We start from the raw sequence: 21,836 nt of genomic DNA, 5'->3' as shown, positions 1-21,836 counted from the left end.
CGACTGAGAGGCCGCCATGAGTCAGCCGACGAAGTACGTGTACGGATTCGCCGAGGGCGGCCGCGACATGGCCGCCCTGCTCGGCGGCAAGGGCGCCGGACTCGCCGAGATGACGCGGCTCGGCCTGCCGGTCCCGCCGGGATTCACCGTCACCACCGACGCCTGCAAGGCCTACCTGGCCACGGGCGAGGAGCCGCCCGAACTCGGCGTCGAGGCGGCCCGGGCCCTGGCCGGCCTGGAGCAGGCCATGGGACGCACCCTCGGCGCGCCCGACGACCCTCTGCTGGTGTCCGCGCGCTCCGGCGCCCGCTTCTCCATGCCCGGCATGATGGACACCATCCTCGACATCGGGCTCAACGACCAGTCCGTCACCGGGCTGGCCAAGGCGTCCGGGCAGGAGCGGTTCGCCTGGGACTCCTACCGCAGGCTCATCCAGATGTTCGGGCACACCGTGATGGGCGTCGACGGCGACCTGTTCGAGCAGGCCATCGCCGCGCACACGACCGACGACCACGACCTCGACACCGCCGAACTCGCGCGGCTCACCGAGGAGTTCAAGGCGATCATCCGCAAGGAGACCGGCGAGGATTTCCCGCAGGACCCCGCCGACCAGCTCGCCCGCGCCGTCCGCGCGGTCTTCGACTCCTGGAACACCGAGCGCGCCCGCGTCTACCGCCACCGCGAACACATCCCCGAGGACCTCGGCACCGCCGTCAACGTGCAGGCCATGGTCTTCGGCAACCTCGGCAACGACTCCGGCACCGGCGTCGCCTTCACCCGCGACCCCGCAACCGGCGAACGCGGCCTGTACGGCGACTACTTGCCCGACGCCCAGGGCGAGGACGTCGTCGCCGGGGTGCGCGACGCCCTGCCCCTGAGCGAGCTCAAGACGCTCGACCCCCGCGCCTACGTCGAGCTCGGCGACCACCTGCGCACCCTGGAGAACCACTACCGCGACCTGTGCGACGTCGAGTTCACCGTCGAACGCGGCAAGCTGTGGATCCTGCAGACCCGGGTCGGCAAGCGCACCGCCGAGGCCGCCTTCCGCATCGCCCACGACCTGCGCGAGGAACAGACCATCACCGCCGACGAGGCGCTGGTCCGCGTGGACGGCGCCGAGCTGACCCGGCTGATGTTCCCCCGCTTCGACGTAAAGGCCACCGCCCTGCCCCTCGCGCACGGCGTGCCCGCCTCGCCGGGCGCCGCGGTGGGCGCCGTCGTCTTCGACTCCGCCGAGGCGGTACGCCGTGCCGCGGCCGGCGAGAAGGTCGTCCTGGTGCGCCGGGAGACCACCCCCGACGACCTGCCCGGCATGATCGCCGCACAGGCCGTCCTGACCAGCCGGGGCGGCAAGACCAGCCATGCCGCGGTCGTCGCCCGCGGCATGGGCAAGGTGTGCGTGTGCGGCGCGGAATCCCTCGGCGTCGACCTGGTCGCGCGCGCGTTCACCACCGACTCGGGTGTGGTCGTCCACGAGGGCGAGACCGTCTCCGTCGACGGCACCGCGGGCACCGTCCACCTCGGCGAACTCCCGCTCACCGCCTCCGACGTCGGCCGGGCCCTGGAGACCGGCACCGCGGCGGACCCCCTCACCGAAGCGGTGCTCGGCGCGCTCGCCCACGCCGACTCCGTACGCCGCATGGAGGTGCGGGCCAACGCCGACACCCCCGAGGACGCCGCCCGCGCCCGCAGCCTCGGCGCGCAGGGCATCGGCCTGTGCCGCACCGAGCACATGTTCCTCGGTGAGCGCAGGGCCCTGGTCGAGGCGATGATCCTGGCCCGTGACGACACCGCACGCGAACAGGCCCTGGCGGCCCTGCTGCCGCTGCAGCGCGCGGACTTCACCGGAATTCTCGAAGCGATGGACGGACTCCCGGTGACCATCCGGCTGCTGGACCCGCCGCTGCACGAGTTCCTGCCCGACCGCACGGAACTCGCCGTCCGCCTGGCCGAGGCCGCCGAACCGGACCCGCGCGAGCGCGAACTCCTCGCCGCCGTCGAGCGCATGCACGAGCAGAACCCGATGCTCGGCCTGCGCGGTGTCCGCCTCGGCCTCGCCGTGCCCGGCCTGATGGCCATGCAGGTACGCGCCGTCGCCGAAGCCGTCACCGCCCGTCTGCGCGCCGGGGGCCGTCCGCGCGCGGAGATCATGATTCCGCTCGTCGGCACGGTCGAGGAACTGCGCCTGGCCCGGACCGAGACGGAACACGTCCTCGCCGACGTCGCGGCCGAGACCGGCACCGCACCGGACTGCCCGATCGGCACGATGATCGAGCTGCCGCGCGCCGCGCTCACCGCCGGTCGCATCGCCGAGTCCGCCGACTTCTTCTCCTTCGGCACCAACGACCTCACCCAGACGACCTGGGGCCTGTCCCGCGACGACGCGGAAGCCTCCTTCTTCCCCCTGTACCTGGAGAAGGGCGTCTTCGCCGTCTCGCCGTTCGACTCGATCGACCAGGAGGGCGTCGGGCGGCTCGTGGAGCTGGCCGTCGAGGCCGGCCGCGCGGTCAACCCCCGCCTGGAGACGGGCGTGTGCGGCGAGCACGGCGGCGACCCGGACTCCATCCACTTCTTCCACCGGACGGGCCTGGACTACGTCTCCTGCTCGCCGTTCCGCATCCCCGCCGCCCGCTTGGAGGCCGGACGCGCCGCCCTCGAAGAGAGCACAGGCACCAGCGACAGCAGGTGAAGCGCCCCGGCGCGAACCGAACCCGACCCGTCCCGGCTGGGGCGGGCCGGAACTCGGTTCCCGGTGTTTGAGGCCATCGAGGACGGCAACCCGCGAGGTGTGACTTCGCAGACCCAGCAGGAGCTCTTCCGGTTCCTGGAGGACCGCTTCGCCTGCGCGCAGGCGTGCACGGAGTGCGCACGCGTGTGTGCGCTGCGCGCGAGCCTCGTGGATCCGGACGGGACGCAGCAGCAGGAACTCGTACGGCGCAAGGGCATCATGTGCGCGGAGGTGTGCGACGCGACGTGTCGTGTGCTGTCCGAGCAGAACAGCCTGGACGAGGCCGGCATCCGCATCCAGGTGGAGTGGTGCCGCACCGTCTGCCTGGAGTGCGCGCACGTCTTCGACGGACAGCCGGGCGCCGAGGACGGCGCCCAGGCCGGCCGGGACTGCGCACGGGCGTGCACGGACTTCCTCGCCACGCTGAACTGATGCTCACGGCGCGGCGAGAAGCGGCCGGCCGAGCTGTACGTTCCAGCGCCCCGACCTGCCGCTGAGCTCGACGGCCGCCAGTGGCGGGACGTCGGCACGCCAGAACGCCGACTCCGGCGCCCCGAGGGCCCGTACCACCGCGGCTCGTACGGCCTCGGGCTCGACCACGGCGAGGGTCCGGCCCGGCGTCTGCGCCGCGGCCTCCAGCCAGCTCGCCACCCGGTCGCACAGCGCCGCCACCGACTCCCCGCCGTGCGGTGCGGCCGCGGGGTCCGACAGCCAGCGGGCCAGCGCCTCAGGTTCCCGCTCGCTGACCTCCGCCAGCGTCGCACCGCGCCAGCGGCCCGCGTCCAGTCCCGCCAACTCCGGTGCGTCCTCGGCGTCGAGGCCGAGTGCGCCGGCCGTCTCACGGCAGCGCACGGTGGGGGAGACCCGGACCCGTTCCGCCGCCGGGAGCGTGCCGGCGGCCGCCTGCGCCTGCCGCAGCCCCGAGGCGTCCAGCGGGCAGCCGTCGTCGAAGCGGGCCTCCCTGAGGGCCGCGGTGATCGCAGGTGAGATCAAGATCACTCGGCTCGTCATAAGTCCATTCCCGCCCTCGACACTCCTTCAAATCCCTTGATCCGACGGCGAAAACGGCTCACCAGGGGCGCTCGCCGCCGCCCCGTGCGCTCTTGGCCCCACCTCTGCTTCGCGGTACCTTCTCGTGGATATTGACGACGGCACAGCGGAAGCCGGTGGAAGTCCGGCACGGTCGCGCCACTGTAAGTCCGGTACGCACCCTGGGTGCGCACCGGGTGAGTCAGACCCGCCCCGTCGTCGCGTGCACCACCGAGACGGGACGCGAGTTCCCCCAGGAGGGCCTGCCATGGCGCAGTCTGTCGCTCAGCCGACCACCACCCCCACCGCCGTACCCGCAAAGCTGCCGATCAGCGCGATCGTCCCCTGGGCGGTCTTCTTCGGCATCCTGATGCTGGTTCTGCTCTACTTCGTCGGCGCCGAGCAGGGCGCCACCTCCGTGATGAGCGGATCGGACGTGCACGAGTGGGTGCACGACGCCCGCCACCTGCTCGGTTTCCCCTGCCACTGACGCCGGGAGAACGTACGAGCCCATGAACTCCGCAACAGTCCGCAACCTCCTGGTGCGCGGCATGCTCGCGGGACTCGCCGCGGGCCTGCTCGCCCTCGTCGTCGCCTACTTCCTGGGTGAACCGCGCGTCGACGCGGCCATCTCCTACGAGGATGCGCACTCGCACGAGCACGGCATGGAAGTCGTCAGCCGCACGATGCAGTCCACCGCGGGCCTGGCCACCGGTGTCCTCGTCTACGGCATCGCGTTCGGCGGCATCGCCGCCCTCGCGTACTGCTTCGCCCTGGGCCGGATCGGCCGCTTCGGGCCGCGCGCGAGCGCGCTGCTCCTGGCGGCCGCCGGCCTGATCGCCGTGTACGTCGTGCCGTTCCTGAAGTACCCGGCCAACCCGCCCTCCATCGGCGACCCCGGCACCATCGGCAAACGCACCACGCTGTACTTCCTGATGGTGGCGCTGAGCGTGCTGCTGGCCGTCGCCACCGTCATCCTGGGCAAGCGCCTCGCACCGCGTCTGGGCAACTGGAACGCGACGCTCGCCGCGGGCGCGTTCTTCCTCCTCGTCGTCGGGCTCGCGTACGCGTTCCTGCCGGCCGTCAACGAAGTCCCGAAGGACTTCTCGGCCACCCTGCTCTGGCAGTTCCGCCTGGCGGCCCTGGCCGTCCAGGCCACCCTGTGGACCTCCTTCGGGCTGGTCTTCGGACTGCTGGCGGAGCGGGTGCTGACTCCGAAAGGGGCGGAGTCCTCGGTGACCCGGGCCGACGCCCGGGCAACTCCAGTGGCGCACTGAGCACATCAGCGGAAAGGGCCCCCGAATATCGACCGGGGGCCCTTTCCGTATGCCTCGCCATTCCCAATTTCTGAAACACGTTCTACGGTGTGCGCCGTCAGGACCGGCCTGGGAAGCCTGGAGGCGCCGTGCACCTCGAATACACGCCCGAGCAGCAGCGGCTGCGTACCGAACTGCGCTCGTACTTCGCCGAGTTGGTGCCGGACAACGCCTACGCCCGGCACGGCGACCCGGCCGCCCAGAAACGCTTCTACCGGGAGACCGTCCGGCGCCTGGGCACGGACGGCTGGCTCGGCGTGGGCTGGCCGAAGGAGTACGGGGGGCGCGGGCTGACCGCGATGGAGCAGTTCATCTTCTTCGACGAGGCCGCCCAGGCCGGCGTACCGCTGCCGCTGATGGCACTCAACACGGTCGGGCCGACGATCATGCAGTTCGGCACGGACGAGCAGAAGGCGTACTTCCTGCCGAAGATCCTCTCCGGCGAGATCGACTTCGCGATCGGCTACAGCGAGCCCGACGCAGGGACGGATCTCGCGTCCCTGAAGACGCGGGCTGTACGGGACGGCGACGAATACGTCGTCAACGGCCAGAAGATCTGGACCACCAACGGCGACACCGCCGACTGGGTGTGGCTGGCCACCCGCACCGACCCGGACGCCCCGCCCCACAAGGGCATCACCATGCTCCTGGTCCCCACCACCGACCCCGGCTACTCCTGCACCCTCATCAACACCCTCGCCTCGCACGACACCACGGCCAGCTACTACGAGAACATCCGCGTCCCCGTCTCCCGTCGCGTCGGCGCCGAGAACCAGGGCTGGCGGCTGATCACCAACCAGCTCAACCACGAGCGCGTCACCCTCGCCGCGCACGGCACCATGGCCATCCGCGCCCTGCAGGACGTCCAGCGCTGGGCGACGGAGACCAAGCTCGCCGACGGCCGCCGCGTGATCGACCTGCCCTGGGTACGCCGTCGCCTCGCCCAGACCCACACCAAGCTGGACGCGATGAAGCTCCTCAACTGGCGGATGGTGCACGCCGTCCAGAACGGCACCCTCACCCCGCAGGACGCCTCCGCGGTCAAGGTCTACGGCTCCGAGGCGCGCCGGGACGCCTACGCCTGGCTGATGGAGATCGTCGGCGCGGCAGGCGCGCTGAAGGAGGGCTCGGCGGGCGCGGTGCTCCACGGCGAGCTGGAGCGCGGCTACCGTTCCGCCGTGATCTTCACCTTCGGGGGCGGCAACAACGAGATCCAGCGGGAGATCATCTCGTGGATCGGTCTGGGGATGCCGCGGGTACGGCGTTAGCCTCGAGAGGTGGCGGCCTTCCAGGCAGGTGACCCCGGGTTGTTCGGACCGTCCTCGGTGACCTGGCAGATGCACGGCGACCCGATGATGTGGGTCGCCGGCGTCCGCGCGCTCTACCTCCAGGCACTGCACCCGCGGGCCGTGCGCGGCGTCATGCAGAACTCCGACTTCCGGCGCGACGCCTGGGGGCGCCTCATGCGCACCGCCAACTTCGTCGGCACCATCACCTACGGCACCACCGAAGCCGCCGAGCGGGCCGGCGCCCGCGTCCGGAAGATCCACAGCATGCTGTCGGCGACCGACCCCGCCACGGGGGAGCGGTACGGCGTCGACGAACCGGAGTTGCTGCTGTGGGTGCACTGCGCCGAGATCGACTCCTACCTCCAGGTCGCGCGCCGCTCCGGCTTCCGCCTCACCGACGCCCAGGCCGACCGCTACATCGGCGAACAGCGCGTCAGCGCCCGTCTGGTGGGCCTCGACCCCGACGCCGTACCCGCCGACCAGGAGGAGTTGGCCGCCTACTTCGAGAAGGTGCGACCCGAACTCGCCGTCGGACCCGAGGCACGCGAAGTGGACGACTTCCTGCTCCGCCCGCCGACGCACCCCCTCCTGGTCCCGGCGCGGGAGGTGCTGTGGCGGCGCGTGGCACAGCTGGCGTACGCCGCCCTGCCGCCGTACGCCCACGAGCTGTACGGCAGACCCGCCCCGAAACCCGACACCGTCACCCTGCAACTGCGTGCCACAGGCAACCTGCTTCGCTGCATTCCCGCACGTCTGCGCTGGCAACTCCCGCCCAAACACATCCTGCGCGCCATGTCACGGCTCGGCCCCGGCTCCCGTCCGGCACCGTACAAACTCGGACTATAGGTCGCCATACTGGACGAGCCAGGGGTGGGCGGGGCTGACCGTTACGGGGGCGATCGCAGCAGATGGGGGACAGCAGGCTGATCCAAGGCCGGTACCGGCTGCTCGACCTGATCGGGCGGGGCGGCATGGGCGAGGTGTGGCGTGCGCGCGACGAATCGCTCGGCCGGCATGTCGCCGTGAAGTGCCTCAAGCCCCTGGGCCCGCACCACGACCAGTCCTTCACCCGGGTCCTCAGGGAGCGCTTTCGCCGCGAGGCCCGCGTGGCCGCCGCCCTCCAGCACCGCGGGATCACCGTCGTCCACGACTTCGGCGAGACCGACGGCATCCTCTACCTGGTCATGGAGCTCCTGGAGGGCCGCAATCTCAGCCAGCTCCTGGAGGACAACAAGCACCACCCGCTGCCGGTCGGCGACGTCGTCGAGATCGCCGACCAGGTCGCCTCCGCCCTCGCCTACACGCATCAACAGGGCATCGTGCACCGCGACCTGAAGCCCGCCAACATCATGCGGCTCGCCGACGGCACGGTGAAGATCTGCGACTTCGGCATCGCCCGCCTCGGCCACGACATCGGCTTCACCTCCCGGCTGACCGGCACCGGCATCGCCATGGGCACCCCGCACTACATGTCCCCGGAACAGATCGGCGGCAGTGAGGTCGACCAGCGCAGCGACCTGTACTCACTGGGGTGTGTGCTCTACGAGATCGCCACCGGGGCACCGCCGTTCGACCTGGACGACGCCTGGGCGATCCTCGTCGGCCACCGCGACACCCCGCCCCGTCCGCCGCGGAGTCAGCGGGCCGAACTGCCCGAGTACCTCGAGAAGATCATCCTGGACCTGCTGGCCAAACTCCCCGAGCAACGCCCGCACGACGCCCGGGAGTTGGGCCGCAGAATCAGCCTGGGGCGTACGACACCGACGTACGTACCGACCGTGGTGACCCCGCAGCCCGCGCTCCGCCCACCCGGGCAGGCCCCCTCCCGCGAGGCCCGCCTGCCCTCCTGGACCCGTGGCATGACCACCGGCCACAAGGCCACCGGAGCCGGCCTCAGCACCACACCCCCGGACGCCGGGGCCGGCCTCACCGGCGAATGGATCCCGCGGCCCGCGAACGGGCGGGCCGAGGAACCCGTGCCCGACCAGCCGCCCGCCCCGTCCACGCAGATGATCACCGCCCTCGCCGGGCGGCACAACGCCGGGCTCAGCCTCGGCCGCCTGGGCCGCTGGGCGGAGGCCGGCGAGGTGCACCGCGCGGTCGCCGCCGAACGCGCCCATCTGCTCGGCCCCGACCACCCCGACACCCTCGCCAGCCGCTACGAGGTCGCCTTCACCCTCAGTCGCACCGGCCGCGCCGCCGACGCTCTGCAGGAGTACAAGTTCGTGGCCGCCGCGAGAACCCGCGCCCTGGGCGCCGACCACCCCGACACGCTCGCCGCCCGCCAGGAAATGGCGTACGTGCTGGGCCAGTTGGGCCGTCACTTCGACGCCCACCAGGTGTACACGTCCGTACTCGTCGCACGGGAGCGCGGCATGGGCGCCGACCACCCGGACACCCTGCGCTGCCGCCACAACCTCGCCTTCAACCTCAGCAGGCTGGGCCGCCTGGAGGATTCGTACCGTATGGCCTGCGACGTGGCCGCCGCCCGCGCCCGCGTCCTGGGCCCCGAGCACCCCGACACCCTGGTCACCCGCTACGAAGTCGCCTACGCCCTCGGCCAGTTGGGTCGCTGGCCCGAGGCCCTGCAGACCTACCACGAGGTCGCCGAGGCCCGCGCCCAGGCCCTCGGCCCCGACCACGCCGACACCCTCGCCGCCCGCTACGAGGTCGGCATCAGCCTCGGCCGGCTCGGCCGCAGCGCGGAGGCGCTCACCCTCTACCGCGACCTGATCGACGACCGCACCCGCGTCCAGGGCCCCACCCACCCCGAGACCCTCCGTGCCCGCCACGGCCTCGGCGTCAACCTCGGCCGGCTGGGCCGCTGGGAGGAAGCCCTCGCCGAGTCCCGCGACGTCTGCGCCATCCGCGAACGGGTCCTCGGCCCCGAGCACCCCGACACCCTGGTCAGCCGCCGCGAGGTCGCCGTCGGCCTCGGCTGGCTGGGCCGCTGGCCCGACGCCCTCACCGAGTACCGCCGAGTGGCCGCCGCCCGCGAGCGCGTCCTGGGCCCCGACCACCCCGACACCCTCGCCAGCCGCAACGACGAGGCCCACTGCCTGGAGCAGCTCGGCCGCGGCGCCGAGGCCGTCGAGCTGTACCGCCGGGTGGCGGTACTGCGCCAGCAGCGCGCGTCGGGCGGGCGCTGACCCCGTCGCCGTACACCCCTGGTCGTTCTGGATCATCGCGTGCTACCAAGAACCATGGCTGCACACGAGGGACACGGGACATACGACGCTGTGATCGTCGGCGGAGGCCACAACGGACTGGTCGCCGCCGCCTACCTGGCCCGGGCCGGACGCTCCGTACTGGTCCTGGAGCGGCTGGACCACACCGGGGGCGCCGCCGTCTCCACCCGGCCGTTCGCGGGTGTGGACGCACGCCTGTCGCGCTACTCCTACCTGGTCAGCCTGCTGCCGAAGAAGATCGTGCGGGATCTCGGGCTCGACTTCCGCATCCGCGCCCGCACCGTCTCGTCGTACACCCCGGTGGAGCGGGACGGCCGACCGACGGGACTCCTGGTGGGCGGCGGCGACCGGCGCACCCGGGAGGCCTTCGCCGAGCTCACCGGCTCCGACCGCGAGTACGAGGCCTGGCAGCGCTTCTACGGCATGACCGGCCGCGTCGCCGAGCGGGTCTTCCCGACCCTCACCGAGCCGCTGCCCACCCGCGACGAACTGCGCCGCCGCATCGACGACGAGGACGCCTGGCGGATCCTGTTCGAGGAGCCCGTCGGCGCCGCGATCGAGGACCGCTTCGCCGACGACCTGGTCCGCGGAGTCGTCCTCACCGACGCCCTCATCGGCACCTTCGCCGACGCCCACGACGCCTCACTGCGCCAGAACCGCTGCTTCCTCTACCACGTGATCGGCGGCGGCACCGGCGCCTGGGACGTCCCGGTCGGCGGCATGGGCGCCCTGACCGACGCCCTGGCCGCCGCGGCCCGGGACGCCGGCGCCGTCCTCGCCACCGGACACGAGGCCGTACGCATCGACACCGACGGCAAGACCGCCGAGATCACCTACCGCACGGCGGACGGGGAAGGCGTCGCAGCCGCCCGGCACGTCCTCGTGGGCGCCTCCCCGCAGGCCCTCGCCGAGCTGACCGGCGACGAACCCCCGACCCCCGCCGAGGGCGCCCAGCTCAAGGTGAACATGCTGCTCAAGCGGCTCCCGCAACTGCGCGACCGCTCCGTCGACCCACGCGAGGCGTTCTCCGGCACCTTCCACATCGCCGAGGGCTACCAGCAGCTCGCCGCCGCCCACGCCCAGGCCGCCGCCGGCGAACTCCCCGCAGCGCCACCCTCCGAGATCTACTGCCACTCCCTCACCGACCCGACGATCCTCGCCCCGGACCTGGTCGAACAGGGCTACCAGACACTGACGTTGTTCGGCCTGCACACCCCGGCGCGGCTCTTCGAGCGGGACAACGACGCCGTACGGGAGGAGCTGTTGAAGGCGACGCTCGCCCAGCTCGACGCCCACCTGGCCGAGCCGATCGCGGATTGCCTGGCCGTCGACGCCGAAGGCCGACCCTGCATCGAAGCCAAGACCCCGCTCGACCTGGAGCGCGACCTGCGCCTGCCCGGCGGCAACATCTTCCACCGCGATCTCGCCTGGCCGTACGCCCAGGAGGACACCGGCCGCTGGGGCGTCGAGACGCGGCACGCGAATGTGCTGCTGTGCGGGGCGGGCGCGGTGCGCGGCGGGGGAGTCAGCGGGGTGCCGGGGCACAACGCGGCCATGGCCGTGCTGGAAGCGACGGGCGAGTGACCGGCTCGGCGCGGGACTTCTACGACTCGCTCGCCGCCGACTACCACCGCATCTTCCCCGACTGGGAAGCGAGCATGGCCCGCCAGGCCGCTGCACTGGACGGCCTCGTCCGACGCGAACTCGGCGCCGGGGCACACAAGTTGCTCGACTGCGCCTGCGGAATCGGCACCCAGGCGATCGGTCTCGCCCGCGCCGGACACCGGGTCGTCGGCAGCGACCTGAGCCCCGTGGCCGCCACCCGGGCCGCCGCCGAAGCCGCAGCCCGCGGGATCGGCCTGCCGGCTTTGGCGGCGGACATGCGCCGACTCCCGTTCCGGGCAGGTGCCTTCGACGCTGTCGTATGCGCCGACAACTCGCTCGCGCACCTGCTGACCGCACAGGACCTGGCGGCGGCCCTGCGCGAGATGCGGCGGGTGCTGAGGCCGGGCGGCCTGCTGCTGCTCACCCTCCGGGACTACGACGACATCCGCCGGGCCCGCCCCGTGTCGTCACCTCCCCAGGTGTCGCACGGCGCCGACGGCCGGTCGATCACCTTCCAGCTGTGGCACTGGCACGACGACGGCGAACGCTACGACCAGGAGTACTTCCAGCTCGTGCCCGACGGAGCGGGGTGGCAGGTGCGGGTGCGTCGTGCGACGTCCTGGGCGCTGACCCGGAGCGAGGTGAGCGCCGCCGCGGCCGCAGTCGGCTTCACCGACCTGACCTGGCACAGTCCGGACGCCAGCGGCTACTACCAGCCTGTGCTGGCGGCGAGAGCGAGCTGAGCGCTCCGCCGGCTATACGGCGATGTGCCGTCTTTCGTCTGCGGCATCGTCGTGGCTTGTCGCGCAGTTCCCCGCGCCCCTTCAGGGCGCCTCGCCCCCCGGCGCACCGTCCATCATCCGGTGTGAGTGAGATCTCGTTGTCCGGGAACGGCCGATCTGCCTAGCCTGCGGGTCCGTCCCGGGCGGCTTTCGCCGCCGGAGTGCCAAGACCTGCGAGAACCGGCCAGTGGTCCGGACCGGACAGCGCCGCTCGCAGACGCCGTCGAGGAAGCCCCCACCATGCACCTTTCCATGTCTCCTGCCCGCCTGGGCGTGGCCGGAGCGGCAGCCGGACTGCTGCTCCTGCCGCTCGCCGGCCAGGCCGTCGCCGCCCCCTCCGTGACCCAGGACAGCGTGAGCCCGACCACGATGACCGCGGGCGTGGCCGCCTCGGCGAAGCTGACCGTGCACTCGTCGAGCTGCTTCACGGCCAAGACTCTCGGCGTCGGCGTCCGGGACGCGGCCGGCAAGAACCTGGACTTCCCCGGCAACGCCTCGAATGTCCGAATATGCCCGAGCGGTGTGAAGTTCACCAGCGGCTCACGCACGCTGCCGGCCGGCGCGTACACCGTCTTCGGCTTCTGGCAGGAATCCGGCGGAGCCTGGCACAACCTGCCGTCGCACAAGCTGACCGTCAACACGGCCACGTCCACCACGACGTCGACGTCGTCGACCAGCGGCTCGCCGATATCCGGCCAGTCCGTGGCCTGGTCCGACGACTTCTCGGGCAGCATCGCCTGGGGCTCGAAGTGGGTCGGCGACACGAGCTCGTCCTACGCCTACGGCAACCACAACCCGGACGACAACAAGCTCGACTGGCTGGACCAGAGCAAGGTCACGACCTCGAACGGTGTCGCGACCTTCACCGCCCAGCCCTCCTCTCACACCCTGGAGAACGGCAAGCAGGCCTGGTCCACCGGCCTGCTCACCACCGAGGGCTCCAGCGGGGGCTTCCAGGTGAAGACCGGCGACTACGCCGAGACCCGGGTCAAGCTGCCCTCCGGCTCCGGCGCCTGGCCGGCCCTGTGGACCTGGAAGGACGGCAACGGCGAGATCGACTCCTTCGAGTACCACCCGGACAACCCGAACCTGCTGGAGCTGACCAACCACGTCACCTCCGGCTCGAAGTACTACACCGACTCCGCCGCGGTCGCGCCCGGCCAGTGGGTCACCATCGGCACCCACTACGGCGCGAGCTCGGTGGACTGGTACGTCAACGGCAAGAAGGTCTACTCCGACGGCCATGGCGTGGGCAGCAATTTCTCCGCGTACCTGATCCTCAACCTGTCGGTCTGCGCCGGCGAGTACCACCCCGCGCCCAGCGGTTCGACTCCGCTCACCATGCAGGCGGACTACGTGAAGGTGTACCGCTGATCAGCTGCTGACCGACAGCGTGAACGGCGTGCGGTCGTTTCCCGGATCGCAGTCGTCGTCGCTGACCACCTGGACGTGCCCCTCGGCCTTCGTGCCGGGGGGCACGTCTGCGTCCGCCTGGACCGGAATCAGCGCGGTGGCCGTCCGCAAGGGCGCCAGTCCGGCCCCGAACGTGCAGCGCACCACGCGGCGCAACGCACCGGCCCGGCAGTTCTCGGGGAAGTACGGTGCCTCGGCGGCGAAGCCCCGCGGCAGATCCACGACCACGGTGAACGGCGAGGCGGTCCGGTCCGGCCCGCGGTTGGCCGCGAAGGCGTGCACCACCGTACGGCCGCCGGGCGGCGCGGCGGCCGGGTCGAGCCGGACCACCTCCAGATCCGAGTCCGAGGGCGCGGCCGCCAGACCGGTCGCACACATCACCGCCACGCCCGCCGCGAGCGCGGTCGTCAGTCTTCCGGCCATCCGGCGTCTCCCGTCCTGCGCACACTGATCGCTACTCACGGTAGCCGCACGGTGTCGGATTGCAGGTGAGCGCGCCTAGTCGGCCGACGCGGCCCACCCAGCCGCCACGATCCGCGCCGAGTCCCCCGGGCGCGCCTCGTCGAACAGGACCCTGCTCCCGGCCTCGATGCGGATCCCTTCGACGTACGCGCCCCGGCCCACGTACAGCTGGTCGGTCGTGTACCGCCAGCGCAGGGCCAGTCCGGCGTGGGCCGGCAGGTCGGCCGCCAGGTGGTGCCAGACACGGCCCGACCAGCCGGTGACCGAGCCCGACGGGTGCTCCTGCGGCTCCTCGCCGTGGCGCCGCGTCGCGAAGGGGAGCGGCTGCCAGGTGGTGCCGCCGTCCGTCGTGGCCTCCAGGACGAGGTCGTCCGATGCGGGTTCGGTGTCCCACCACAGGGCGCAGACCACCCGCGCCGCACCGTCCGTCGTGTCGAGCGCGGGCAGCTTGAGCGTGGCGGTGGTGGCGCTCGCCATGCCCGAGAACCAGGCCGTACGTCCGTGTGCCGGGCGCACCGGCACCGCGCGTGCCAGGTGGTTGCCGGCGGCGACCCGGGGAGCGGAGCCGGAGCGCCAACTGCGCACCGGATGGACCGAGTTGCCGAGCACGACGAGGAAGGAGTCGGTCGTCGGATCGAGCACCAGCGAGGTGCCGGTGAAACCGGTGTGCCCGGCTGTGCGCGGGGTGGCCATCGCGCCCATGTACCAGTGCTGGTACAGCTCGAAACCGAGGCCGTGCTCGTGACCGGGGAAGGCGGTGTTGAAGTCGGTGAACATCAGCTCCACGGACTCCGGCCGCAGAATGCGCGCCCGGCCGTAGCAGCCGCCGTTGAGCAGCGTCCGCCCGAGCACGGCCAGGTCCCACGCGCACGAGAACACCCCGGCATGTCCGGCGACCCCGCCGAGGGTGTAGGCGTTCTCGTCGTGCACCTCGCCCCACACCAGCCCCCGCTGCAGACCGGACCAGGGCGCCCGCTCGTCCTCCGTGGCCGCGATCTCCGGCTTCCAGGACGAGGGCGGGTTGTAACGGGTGCGGTCGAGGCCGAGCGGCTCTGTGATCTCGTCGCGCAGGAGGGTGTCGAGCGTGCGGCCCGTGATCCTCTCCAGGACCAGCTGGAGCGAGATCAGATTCAGGTCGGAGTAGAGGTACTTGGTACCGGGCGGGTTGAGGGGCGCCTCGTCGAAGACGAGCTGGATCTTCTCCTCGTACGTCGACGCCTTGTACAGCGGGATCCAGTCCCTGAACCCCGAGGTGTGGGTGAGGAGTTGACGGATCGTGATGTCCTGCTTGCCCGCCGCGCCGAACTCCGGCAGGTACGAGACGACCGTCGCCTCCAGCTCCAGCGCGCCCCGTTCCAGCTGCTGCACGGCCAGCAGCGAGGTGAACAGCTTGGACACCGAGGCCAGGTCGAAGACGGTGTCCTCGGCCATGGGGATCTGCTGGTCGGCGGGGAACTCCACGCCGGTGTCGGTCTTCTCGTCGTACGCCCGGTAGCGCACCGCCATGCCGATGGGCCAGTGCAGCGCGACGGTGCCGCCGCGTCCGGCGAGCAGTACGGCGCCCGCGTACCACGGATGCCTGGGGGAGGGGCCGAGGAACCCTTCGGCGTCCGTGACCAGTTGGCGCAGATGGGCGGGGAGCAGTCCGGCGCGCTCGGGGGAGCCGTGGCGCAAGGTGGGGTGCCCGGAGCCGGTCGCTGCTTGAGCCGCCGGTCCGGCCGGGAAGGGGGCGATGGCCAGGGCACCGCCCAGGGCGAGGGCTCTTCGGGCCAGTTGGCGGCGGGAGAGTCCGCGCCCGTCTGCTGCGTCGTCGGTCACCCGAGAAACACTTGTGTCGGCTGTGGGTCATGTCAACGAGACATCCCGCCCAATAAATCTGACGGTGTATCAGAAAACCCCTTCCGTCGGCCGGAGGACTGCGGCATTCTGCGCCCATGCAGACGGAGCTGAGCAAGAGACTGGGAGTCGAGCACGCCATTTTCGGCTTCACGCCGTTCCCCGCCGTCGCCGCGGCCATCAGCCGGGCCGGCGGCTTCGGGGTGCTCGGCGCGGTCCGCTACACCGCCCCCGACGACCTCAAGCGCGACCTCGACTGGGTCGAGGCGCATGTCGACGGAAAGCCGTACGGCCTTGATGTCGTCATGCCTGCCAAGAAGGTGGAGGGCGTCAGCGAGGCCGACGTCGAGGCAATGATCCCGGACGGGCACCGGCAGTTCGTCCAGGACACCCTCGCCAAGTACGGCGTGCCCGAACTGGCGGAGGGCGAGGCGTCCGGCTGGCGCATCACCGGCTGGATGGAGCAGGTCGCCCGGGGCCAGCTCGACGTCGCCTTCGACTATCCGATCAAGCTGCTCGCCAACGCCCTCGGCTCCCCGCCCGCCGACGTGGTGGCCCGCGCGCATGAGCAGAACGCGCTCGTCGCCGCGCTCGCGGGCAGCGCCCGGCACGCCGTCAAACACAAGGAGGGCGGCATCGACATCGTCGTCGCCCAGGGATACGAGGCCGGCGGCCACACCGGTGAGATCGCCTCCATGGTGCTCACCCCGGAGGTCGTCGACGCCGTCGACCCGCTGCCCGTCCTGGCCGCGGGCGGCATCGGCAGCGGACAGCAGGCGGCCGCCGCGCTCGCCCTCGGCGCCCAGGGTGTGTGGCTGGGCTCGCTATGGCTGACCTGCACGGAAGCCGACGTATCCTCGCCCGCGGTGACCAGGAAACTGCTCGCCGCCGGCTCCGGCGACACCGTCCGCTCCCGCGCCCTGACCGGGAAACCCGCACGCCAGCTCCGTACCGAATGGACCGACGCCTGGGACGACCCGGCCGGACCCGGGACCCTCCCCATGCCCCTGCAGGGTCTGCTGGTCGCCGAGGCTCTCACCCGCATCCAGAAGTACGAGGTCGAGCCGCTGCTCGGCACCCCCGTCGGCCAGATCGTCGGCCGCATGACCAGCGAACGCAGCGTCCAGGCCGTCTTCGACGACCTCACCCGCGGCTTCGAGGAGGCCGTCGACCGCATCAACCGCATCGCCGGAAGGAGCGGCACATGACGAGTACGCCCCCCGCCGGATTCTGGGCCCAGGCGGCCGCCGACCCCGACCGCACGGTCCTCATCGCACCGGACGGCGAGCAGTGGACCGCCGGGCGCCTGCACGCCGCCGCCAACCGCCTGGTCCACGGCCTGCGCGCCGCCGGACTGGAACGCGGCGACGCGTTCGCGGTCGTCCTGCCCAACGGCATCGAGTTCTTCACCGCCTTTTTGGCCGCCAGCCAGGCCGGCTTCTATCTCGTCCCCGTCAATCACCACTTCGTCGGCCCGGAGATCGGCTGGATCGTCGCCGACTCCGGCGCCAAGGTGCTCATCTCCCACGAACGGTTCGCCGGACCCGCCCACCACGCCGCCGACGAGGCCGGCCTCCCCGCCACCCACCGGTACGCGGTCGGCGAGGTCGAGGGCTTCCGCCCGTACCCGGAACTCCTCGACGGACAACCGGAGTCGGCACCCCCCGGCCGTGAACTCGGCTGGGTCATGAACTACACCTCGGGCACCACCGGCCGCCCGCGCGGCATCCGCCGTCCGCTGCCCGGCAAGACCCCAGAAGAGGCCTACCTCGGCGGCTTCCTCGGCTTCTTCGGCATCAAGCCGTTCGACGACAACGCCCACCTGGTCTGCTCGCCGCTCTACCACACCGCCGTACTCCAGTTCGCGGGCGCGTCCCTGCACATCGGCCACCGCCTCGTCCTGATGGACAAGTGGACGCCCGAGGAGATGCTCCGCCTCATCGACCGTGAGAAGTGCACCCACACCCACATGGTCCCGACCCAGTTCCACCGCCTGCTCGCGCTGCCGGAACCGGTCCGGCGGTCGTACGACGTCTCGTCCATGCGGCACGCCATCCACGGCGCCGCCCCCTGCCCCGACCATGTGAAACGGGCGATGATCGACTGGTGGGGCGACAGTGTCGAGGAGTACTACGCGGCCAGTGAGGGCGGCGGCGCCTTCGCCACCGCCGAGGACTGGCTGAAGAAACCCGGCACCGTCGGCAAGGCCTGGCCCATCAGCGAACTCGCGGTCTTCGACGACGAGGGCAACCGGCTGCCGCCCGGTGAACTCGGCACCGTCTACATGAAGATGAACACCGGCGGCTTCGCCTACCACAAGGACGAGGCCAAGACGAAGAAGAACCGCATCGGCGACTTCTTCACCGTCGGCGACCTCGGCTTCCTCGACGAGGACGGCTATCTCTTCCTCCGCGACCGCAAGATCGACATGATCATCTCGGGCGGGGTCAACATCTACCCTGCGGAGATCGAGTCCGCCCTGCTCGCCCACCCTGCGGTCGCCGACGCCGCCGTCTTCGGCATCCCGCACGACGACTGGGGCGAGGAGGTCAAGGCGGTCGTCGAACCGGCCCCCGGCCACGAGCCCGGCCCCGCCCTCGCCACCGCGATCCTCGACCACTGCGACGGGCAACTCGCCGACTACAAACGGCCCAAGAGCGTCGACTTCATCGCCGAGATGCCCCGCGATCCCAACGGCAAGCTGTACAAGCGGCGGCTGCGCGACCCGTACTGGGAGGGCCGCACCCGGCCCGTGTGAGCCGCCGGACTCGTGTGCCGGTCATGCCCTGCCCCTCCCATGACCGGCACGACCCCGGCCGTGGCGCGATGCTTGACCTGACCCGATGACAGCCCGAGGATCATCACTCATGACGCAGGGACAGGGCAGCACGGTTGACGGGGTGCTGCGGCGCAGCGCCCGACGCACCCCCGCGCGCGTCGCGGTCGAGTACCGCGACCGCTCCTGGACGTACGAGGAACTCGACGAGGCCGTCTCGCGCGCGGCGAGCGTGCTGCTCGCCGAGGGCCTCGAACCCGGCGACCGGGTCGGCGCCTACGGCCACAACTCGGACGCCTATCTGATCGGCTTCCTCGCCTGCGCCCGCGCGGGACTCGTCCACGTACCGGTCAACCAGAACCTGACCGGCGACGACCTCGCCTACATCGTCGGCCAGTCCGGCAGCTCGCTGGTCCTCACCGACCCCGACCTGGCCGGTCGACTCGCCGACGACGTACGGACGTTGCCCCTGCGGGACGCCGACGACTCGCTGCCGGCCCGCCTGGCTGCGGCCCCCGAGTACGACGGGCCCGAGCCGCGCACCGAGGACCTGGTGCAACTGCTGTACACCTCCGGCACCACGGCCCTGCCCAAGGGCGCGATGATGACGCACCGCGCCCTGGTCCACGAATACCTCAGCGCGATCACCGCCCTCGACCTCAGCGCCGGCGACCGCCCCGTGCACTCCCTCCCGCTCTACCACTCCGCGCAGATGCATGTGTTCCTGCTGCCCTACCTCGCGGTCGGCGCCACGAACATCATCCTCGACGCCCCCGACGGCGACCGCCTCTTCGACCTCGTCGAAAGCGGCCGCGCGGACAGCCTGTTCGCCCCGCCCACGGTGTGGATCGGCCTGTCCAACCGCCCCGACTTCACCACCCGCGACCTCGGCGGCCTGCGCAAGGCGTACTACGGCGCCTCGATCATGCCGGTGCCGGTCCTGGAGCGGCTGCGCGAGCGCCTCCCCAAGCTCGCCTTCTACAACTGCTTCGGCCAGAGCGAGATCGGTCCCCTGGCCACGGTCCTGGCACCCGACGAGCACAAGGGCCGCATGGACTCCTGCGGCCGCCCCGTCCTCTTCGTCGACGCCCGCGTGGTCGACGAGGACGGCAAGGACGTCCCCGACGGCACACCCGGCGAAATCGTCTACAAGTCCCCGCAGTTGTGCGAGGGCTACTGGGACAAGCCCGAGGAGACGGCCGACGCCTTCCGCGACGGCTGGTTCCACTCCGGCGACCTCGCGGTGCGCGACGCGCACGGCTACTACACGATCGTCGACCGCGTGAAGGACGTCATCAACTCCGGTGGCGTACTGGTCGCTTCACGCCAGGTCGAGGACGCCCTGTACACCCACGAGGCCGTCGCCGAGGTCGCCGTGATCGGCCTGCCCGACGAGCGCTGGATCGAGGCGGTCACCGCGGTCGTCGTCCCGCGCGGCGAGGTGACCGAGCAGGAACTCATCGCCCACGCCCGCGAGAAGCTGCCCCACTTCAAGGCGCCGAAACGGGTCCAATTCGTGGACGAACTGCCGCGGAACGCCAGCGGGAAGATTCTCAAGCGGGAGCTCAGGAACCGGTTCAGTGAGTGACTAGCGCGACCGCAGGTCCACGATCCGCCGGAGCTTGCCCACCGACCGCTCCAGCGACTCCGGTTCGACGATCTCCACCGTGACCGACACCCCGATGCCGTCCTTCACGGCCGCCGCGATCGTCTGCGCGGCCGCGTCCCGCACCTCGGGGCCGGCATCGGGCCGGGCCTCCGCCCGCACGGTGAGCGCGTCGAGACGGCCCTCCCGGGTCAGGCGCAGCTGGAAGTGCGGTGCGACACCGGGCGTGCGCAACACGATCTCCTCGATCTGCGTGGGGAAGAGGTTCACCCCGCGCAGGATCACCATGTCGTCGCTGCGCCCGGTGACCTTCTCCATCCGCCGGAAGACCCGTGCCGTGCCCGGCAGCAGACGGGTCAGGTCGCGCGTGCGGTAACGGACGACCGGCATCGCCTCCTTGGTGAGCGAGGTGAACACCAGCTCGCCCTCCTCGCCGTCCGGCAGCACCTCGCCGGTGATCGGATCGACGACCTCCGGGAAGAAGTGGTCCTCCCAGATGTGCAGCCCGTCCTTCGTCTCCACGCACTCCTGGGCCACACCCGGGCCGATCACCTCCGACAGCCCGTATATGTCGACCGCGTCGATCGCGAACCGCTCCTCGATCTCCCGCCGCATCTGCTCGGTCCACGGCTCGGCACCGAAGATGCCCACGCGCAGGGAGGTGCCGCGCGGATCGACACCCTGCCGCTCGAACTCGTCGAGGAGCGTGAGCATGTACGACGGCGTCACCATGATGATCTGCGGCTCCAGGTCCTGGATCAGCTGGACCTGGCGGGCCGTCATCCCGCCCGACGCGGGGATGACCGTGCAGCCGAGCCGTTCGGCACCGTAGTGCGCGCCCAGGCCGCCGGTGAACAGGCCGTAGCCGTACGCCACATGCACCTTGTCGCCGGGGCGGCCGCCCGCCGCGCGGATCGAGCGGGCCACCATGTCGGCCCACAGGGAAAGGTCGTTGTCGGTGTAGCCGACGATCGTCGGGCGTCCGGTGGTGCCGCTGGAGGCGTGGATGCGGCGGATGCGCTCCTGCGGCACGGCGAACATGCCGTACGGATAGTTCTCGCGCAGGTCCGCCTTCGTGGTGAACGGGAAACGCGCCAGGTCGGCCAGGGACCGGCAGTCGCCCGGGCGGACCCCTGCCTTGTCGAAGGACGCCCGGTAGAAGGGCACGTGCTCGTACGCGTGCCGCAGCGAGGCCCGCAGCCGCTCCAGCTGCAGCGCCCTCAGCGCACCGGCGTCGAGCCGTTCCCCCGGGTCCAGCAGCTCCGTCGCATCCGCCATCGGGACGTCTCCCTCGCCAACCGCATCAATACGGGCGACCGATCATTCGGTCGTGGTGTTCGGGATCAGTAATTCAGGCCACGTCGGGGCAGGCAAGAGGCCGGGCGCATTTTCTGGCCGCGGCCCGCGAGCTCTTCTTCCATTCCTACGGCCGTCTACGGCTCCGCCGGCGCCCACGACCCGCCCGCCACCAGCGCCGCACTCGCCCAGGTGGCGCATTCGTGTGGGTGGACGGCCGGGGGTGGTTGGCAGGCCGGGTCGCCGGGTTTCCGGTCCGGGACGGGGGTCTTTTGCCGTCGGCGGGAGCAGGAGCCCCGACCACGTATGCATGCGTTCAGGTTGCGGGATGCGCCCGCTGCCGGGAGATTGTGAAGCGGAGTGAAGAGTGTGTGGGGCCCTGTCCTCCCCCGAGAGGACAGGGCCCCACGCGCGACCGCTTCGATCAGCGGTGCGTGCTCGCGGCGGCCGGAGCGCCGGCCGCCGCCGCCCCGTTGGCAGGCGGCACGGCCCACACTCTGATCTGCTGGG

17 protein-coding genes and 1 riboswitch are annotated in these 21,836 nt (G+C 71.5%); of the genes, 13 read left to right on the top strand and 4 right to left on the bottom strand.

The features are described from left to right. The first annotated feature begins 16 nt into the window (after positions 1-16). Positions 17-2,689 carry a pyruvate, phosphate dikinase gene (ppdK, locus tag P2Q00_RS04925; protein ID WP_275769922.1) on the top strand — a complete coding sequence of 891 codons (2,673 nt, stop codon included), beginning with the start codon at positions 17-19 and terminating at the stop codon, positions 2,687-2,689. A gap of 99 nt (positions 2,690-2,788) precedes the next feature. Next, complete coding sequence (locus tag P2Q00_RS04920; RefSeq protein WP_275769921.1) at positions 2,789-3,160, top strand: four-helix bundle copper-binding protein; 372 nt, start codon at positions 2,789-2,791, stop codon at positions 3,158-3,160. 3 nt (positions 3,161-3,163) lie between these two features. Here the strand turns inward: P2Q00_RS04920 and P2Q00_RS04915 are convergent, their stop codons facing one another. After that, a complete protein-coding gene (locus P2Q00_RS04915) occupies positions 3,164-3,739 on the bottom strand; it encodes a histidine phosphatase family protein (protein WP_275769919.1) in 576 nt (191 codons plus the stop codon). A 95-nt stretch (positions 3,740-3,834) separates the two neighbouring features. Next, positions 3,835-3,987, top strand: a riboswitch (cobalamin riboswitch). Positions 3,988-4,025: 38 nt separating this feature from the next. Here P2Q00_RS04915 and P2Q00_RS04910 point away from each other — a divergent pair. From P2Q00_RS04910 to P2Q00_RS04875, 8 genes are all read left to right on the top strand, one after another. Further along, positions 4,026-4,247 (top strand): CbtB domain-containing protein, encoded by a 222-nt coding sequence (locus P2Q00_RS04910; RefSeq protein WP_275769918.1) that lies wholly within the window; start codon positions 4,026-4,028, stop codon positions 4,245-4,247. 22 nt (positions 4,248-4,269) lie between these two features. Then, the gene (locus P2Q00_RS04905) at positions 4,270-5,034 is read left to right on the top strand and encodes a CbtA family protein (RefSeq protein ID WP_275769916.1); all 765 of its coding nucleotides are present in this window, start codon (positions 4,270-4,272) and stop codon (positions 5,032-5,034) included. Positions 5,035-5,162: 128 nt separating this feature from the next. Beyond that, complete coding sequence (locus tag P2Q00_RS04900; protein ID WP_275769914.1) at positions 5,163-6,341, top strand: acyl-CoA dehydrogenase family protein; 1,179 nt, start codon at positions 5,163-5,165, stop codon at positions 6,339-6,341. Between the two features lie 69 nt (positions 6,342-6,410). Next, positions 6,411-7,208, top strand: a complete 798-nt coding sequence (locus tag P2Q00_RS04895; RefSeq protein ID WP_275770728.1) for an oxygenase MpaB family protein — start codon at positions 6,411-6,413, stop codon at positions 7,206-7,208. 62 nt (positions 7,209-7,270) lie between these two features. After that, complete coding sequence (locus P2Q00_RS04890) at positions 7,271-9,511, top strand: serine/threonine-protein kinase (RefSeq protein ID WP_275769912.1); 2,241 nt, start codon at positions 7,271-7,273, stop codon at positions 9,509-9,511. Positions 9,512-9,565: 54 nt separating this feature from the next. Next, complete coding sequence (locus P2Q00_RS04885) at positions 9,566-11,134, top strand: phytoene desaturase family protein (RefSeq protein ID WP_275769911.1); 1,569 nt, start codon at positions 9,566-9,568, stop codon at positions 11,132-11,134. Beyond that, positions 11,131-11,898: a class I SAM-dependent methyltransferase gene (locus P2Q00_RS04880; RefSeq protein ID WP_275769909.1), complete on the top strand. Its 768-nt coding sequence runs from the start codon at positions 11,131-11,133 to the stop codon at positions 11,896-11,898. The genes P2Q00_RS04885 and P2Q00_RS04880 overlap by 4 nt, the downstream gene beginning before the upstream one ends. A 291-nt stretch (positions 11,899-12,189) precedes the next feature. Then, positions 12,190-13,311, top strand: coding sequence for a glycoside hydrolase family 16 protein (locus P2Q00_RS04875; RefSeq protein WP_275769907.1), 1,122 nt, complete (start codon positions 12,190-12,192; stop codon positions 13,309-13,311). On the opposite strand, the gene P2Q00_RS04870 is transcribed toward P2Q00_RS04875, so the two are convergent. Together P2Q00_RS04870 and P2Q00_RS04865 are read right to left on the bottom strand one after the other, a co-directional pair. Next, positions 13,312-13,773 carry a hypothetical protein gene (locus tag P2Q00_RS04870; protein WP_275769905.1) on the bottom strand — a complete coding sequence of 154 codons (462 nt, stop codon included), beginning with the start codon at positions 13,771-13,773 and terminating at the stop codon, positions 13,312-13,314. It lies immediately after the preceding gene. Positions 13,774-13,848: 75 nt separating this feature from the next. Beyond that, positions 13,849-15,630, bottom strand: a complete 1,782-nt coding sequence (locus P2Q00_RS04865; protein WP_275769903.1) for a serine hydrolase domain-containing protein — start codon at positions 15,628-15,630, stop codon at positions 13,849-13,851. A 116-nt stretch (positions 15,631-15,746) separates the two neighbouring features. Here P2Q00_RS04865 and P2Q00_RS04860 point away from each other — a divergent pair, with 116 nt between their 5' ends. The 3 genes from P2Q00_RS04860 to P2Q00_RS04850 all read left to right on the top strand — a co-directional run bounded on the left by P2Q00_RS04860 (position 15,747) and on the right by P2Q00_RS04850 (position 20,012). After that, positions 15,747-16,856: an NAD(P)H-dependent flavin oxidoreductase gene (locus P2Q00_RS04860; RefSeq protein ID WP_275769901.1), complete on the top strand. Its 1,110-nt coding sequence runs from the start codon at positions 15,747-15,749 to the stop codon at positions 16,854-16,856. Then, positions 16,853-18,406 carry an acyl-CoA synthetase gene (locus P2Q00_RS04855; RefSeq protein WP_275769899.1) on the top strand — a complete coding sequence of 518 codons (1,554 nt, stop codon included), beginning with the start codon at positions 16,853-16,855 and terminating at the stop codon, positions 18,404-18,406. The genes P2Q00_RS04860 and P2Q00_RS04855 overlap by 4 nt, the downstream gene beginning before the upstream one ends. Positions 18,407-18,515: 109 nt before the next feature. Further along, positions 18,516-20,012: an acyl-CoA synthetase gene (locus tag P2Q00_RS04850; RefSeq protein WP_275769898.1), complete on the top strand. Its 1,497-nt coding sequence runs from the start codon at positions 18,516-18,518 to the stop codon at positions 20,010-20,012. On the opposite strand, the gene paaK is transcribed toward P2Q00_RS04850, so the two are convergent. Continuing rightward, complete coding sequence (gene paaK, locus P2Q00_RS04845; protein ID WP_275769896.1) at positions 20,013-21,308, bottom strand: phenylacetate--CoA ligase PaaK; 1,296 nt, start codon at positions 21,306-21,308, stop codon at positions 20,013-20,015. Positions 21,309-21,836 lie beyond the last annotated feature (528 nt).

The sequence above is a fragment of the Streptomyces coacervatus genome (genome assembly GCF_029223485.1).
Taxonomy (GTDB): Bacteria; Actinomycetota; Actinomycetes; order Streptomycetales; family Streptomycetaceae; genus Streptomyces; species Streptomyces coacervatus.
The sequence above is the reverse complement of the archived record's forward strand: the minus strand, read 5'-3'. Positions and strand labels throughout refer to the sequence as shown.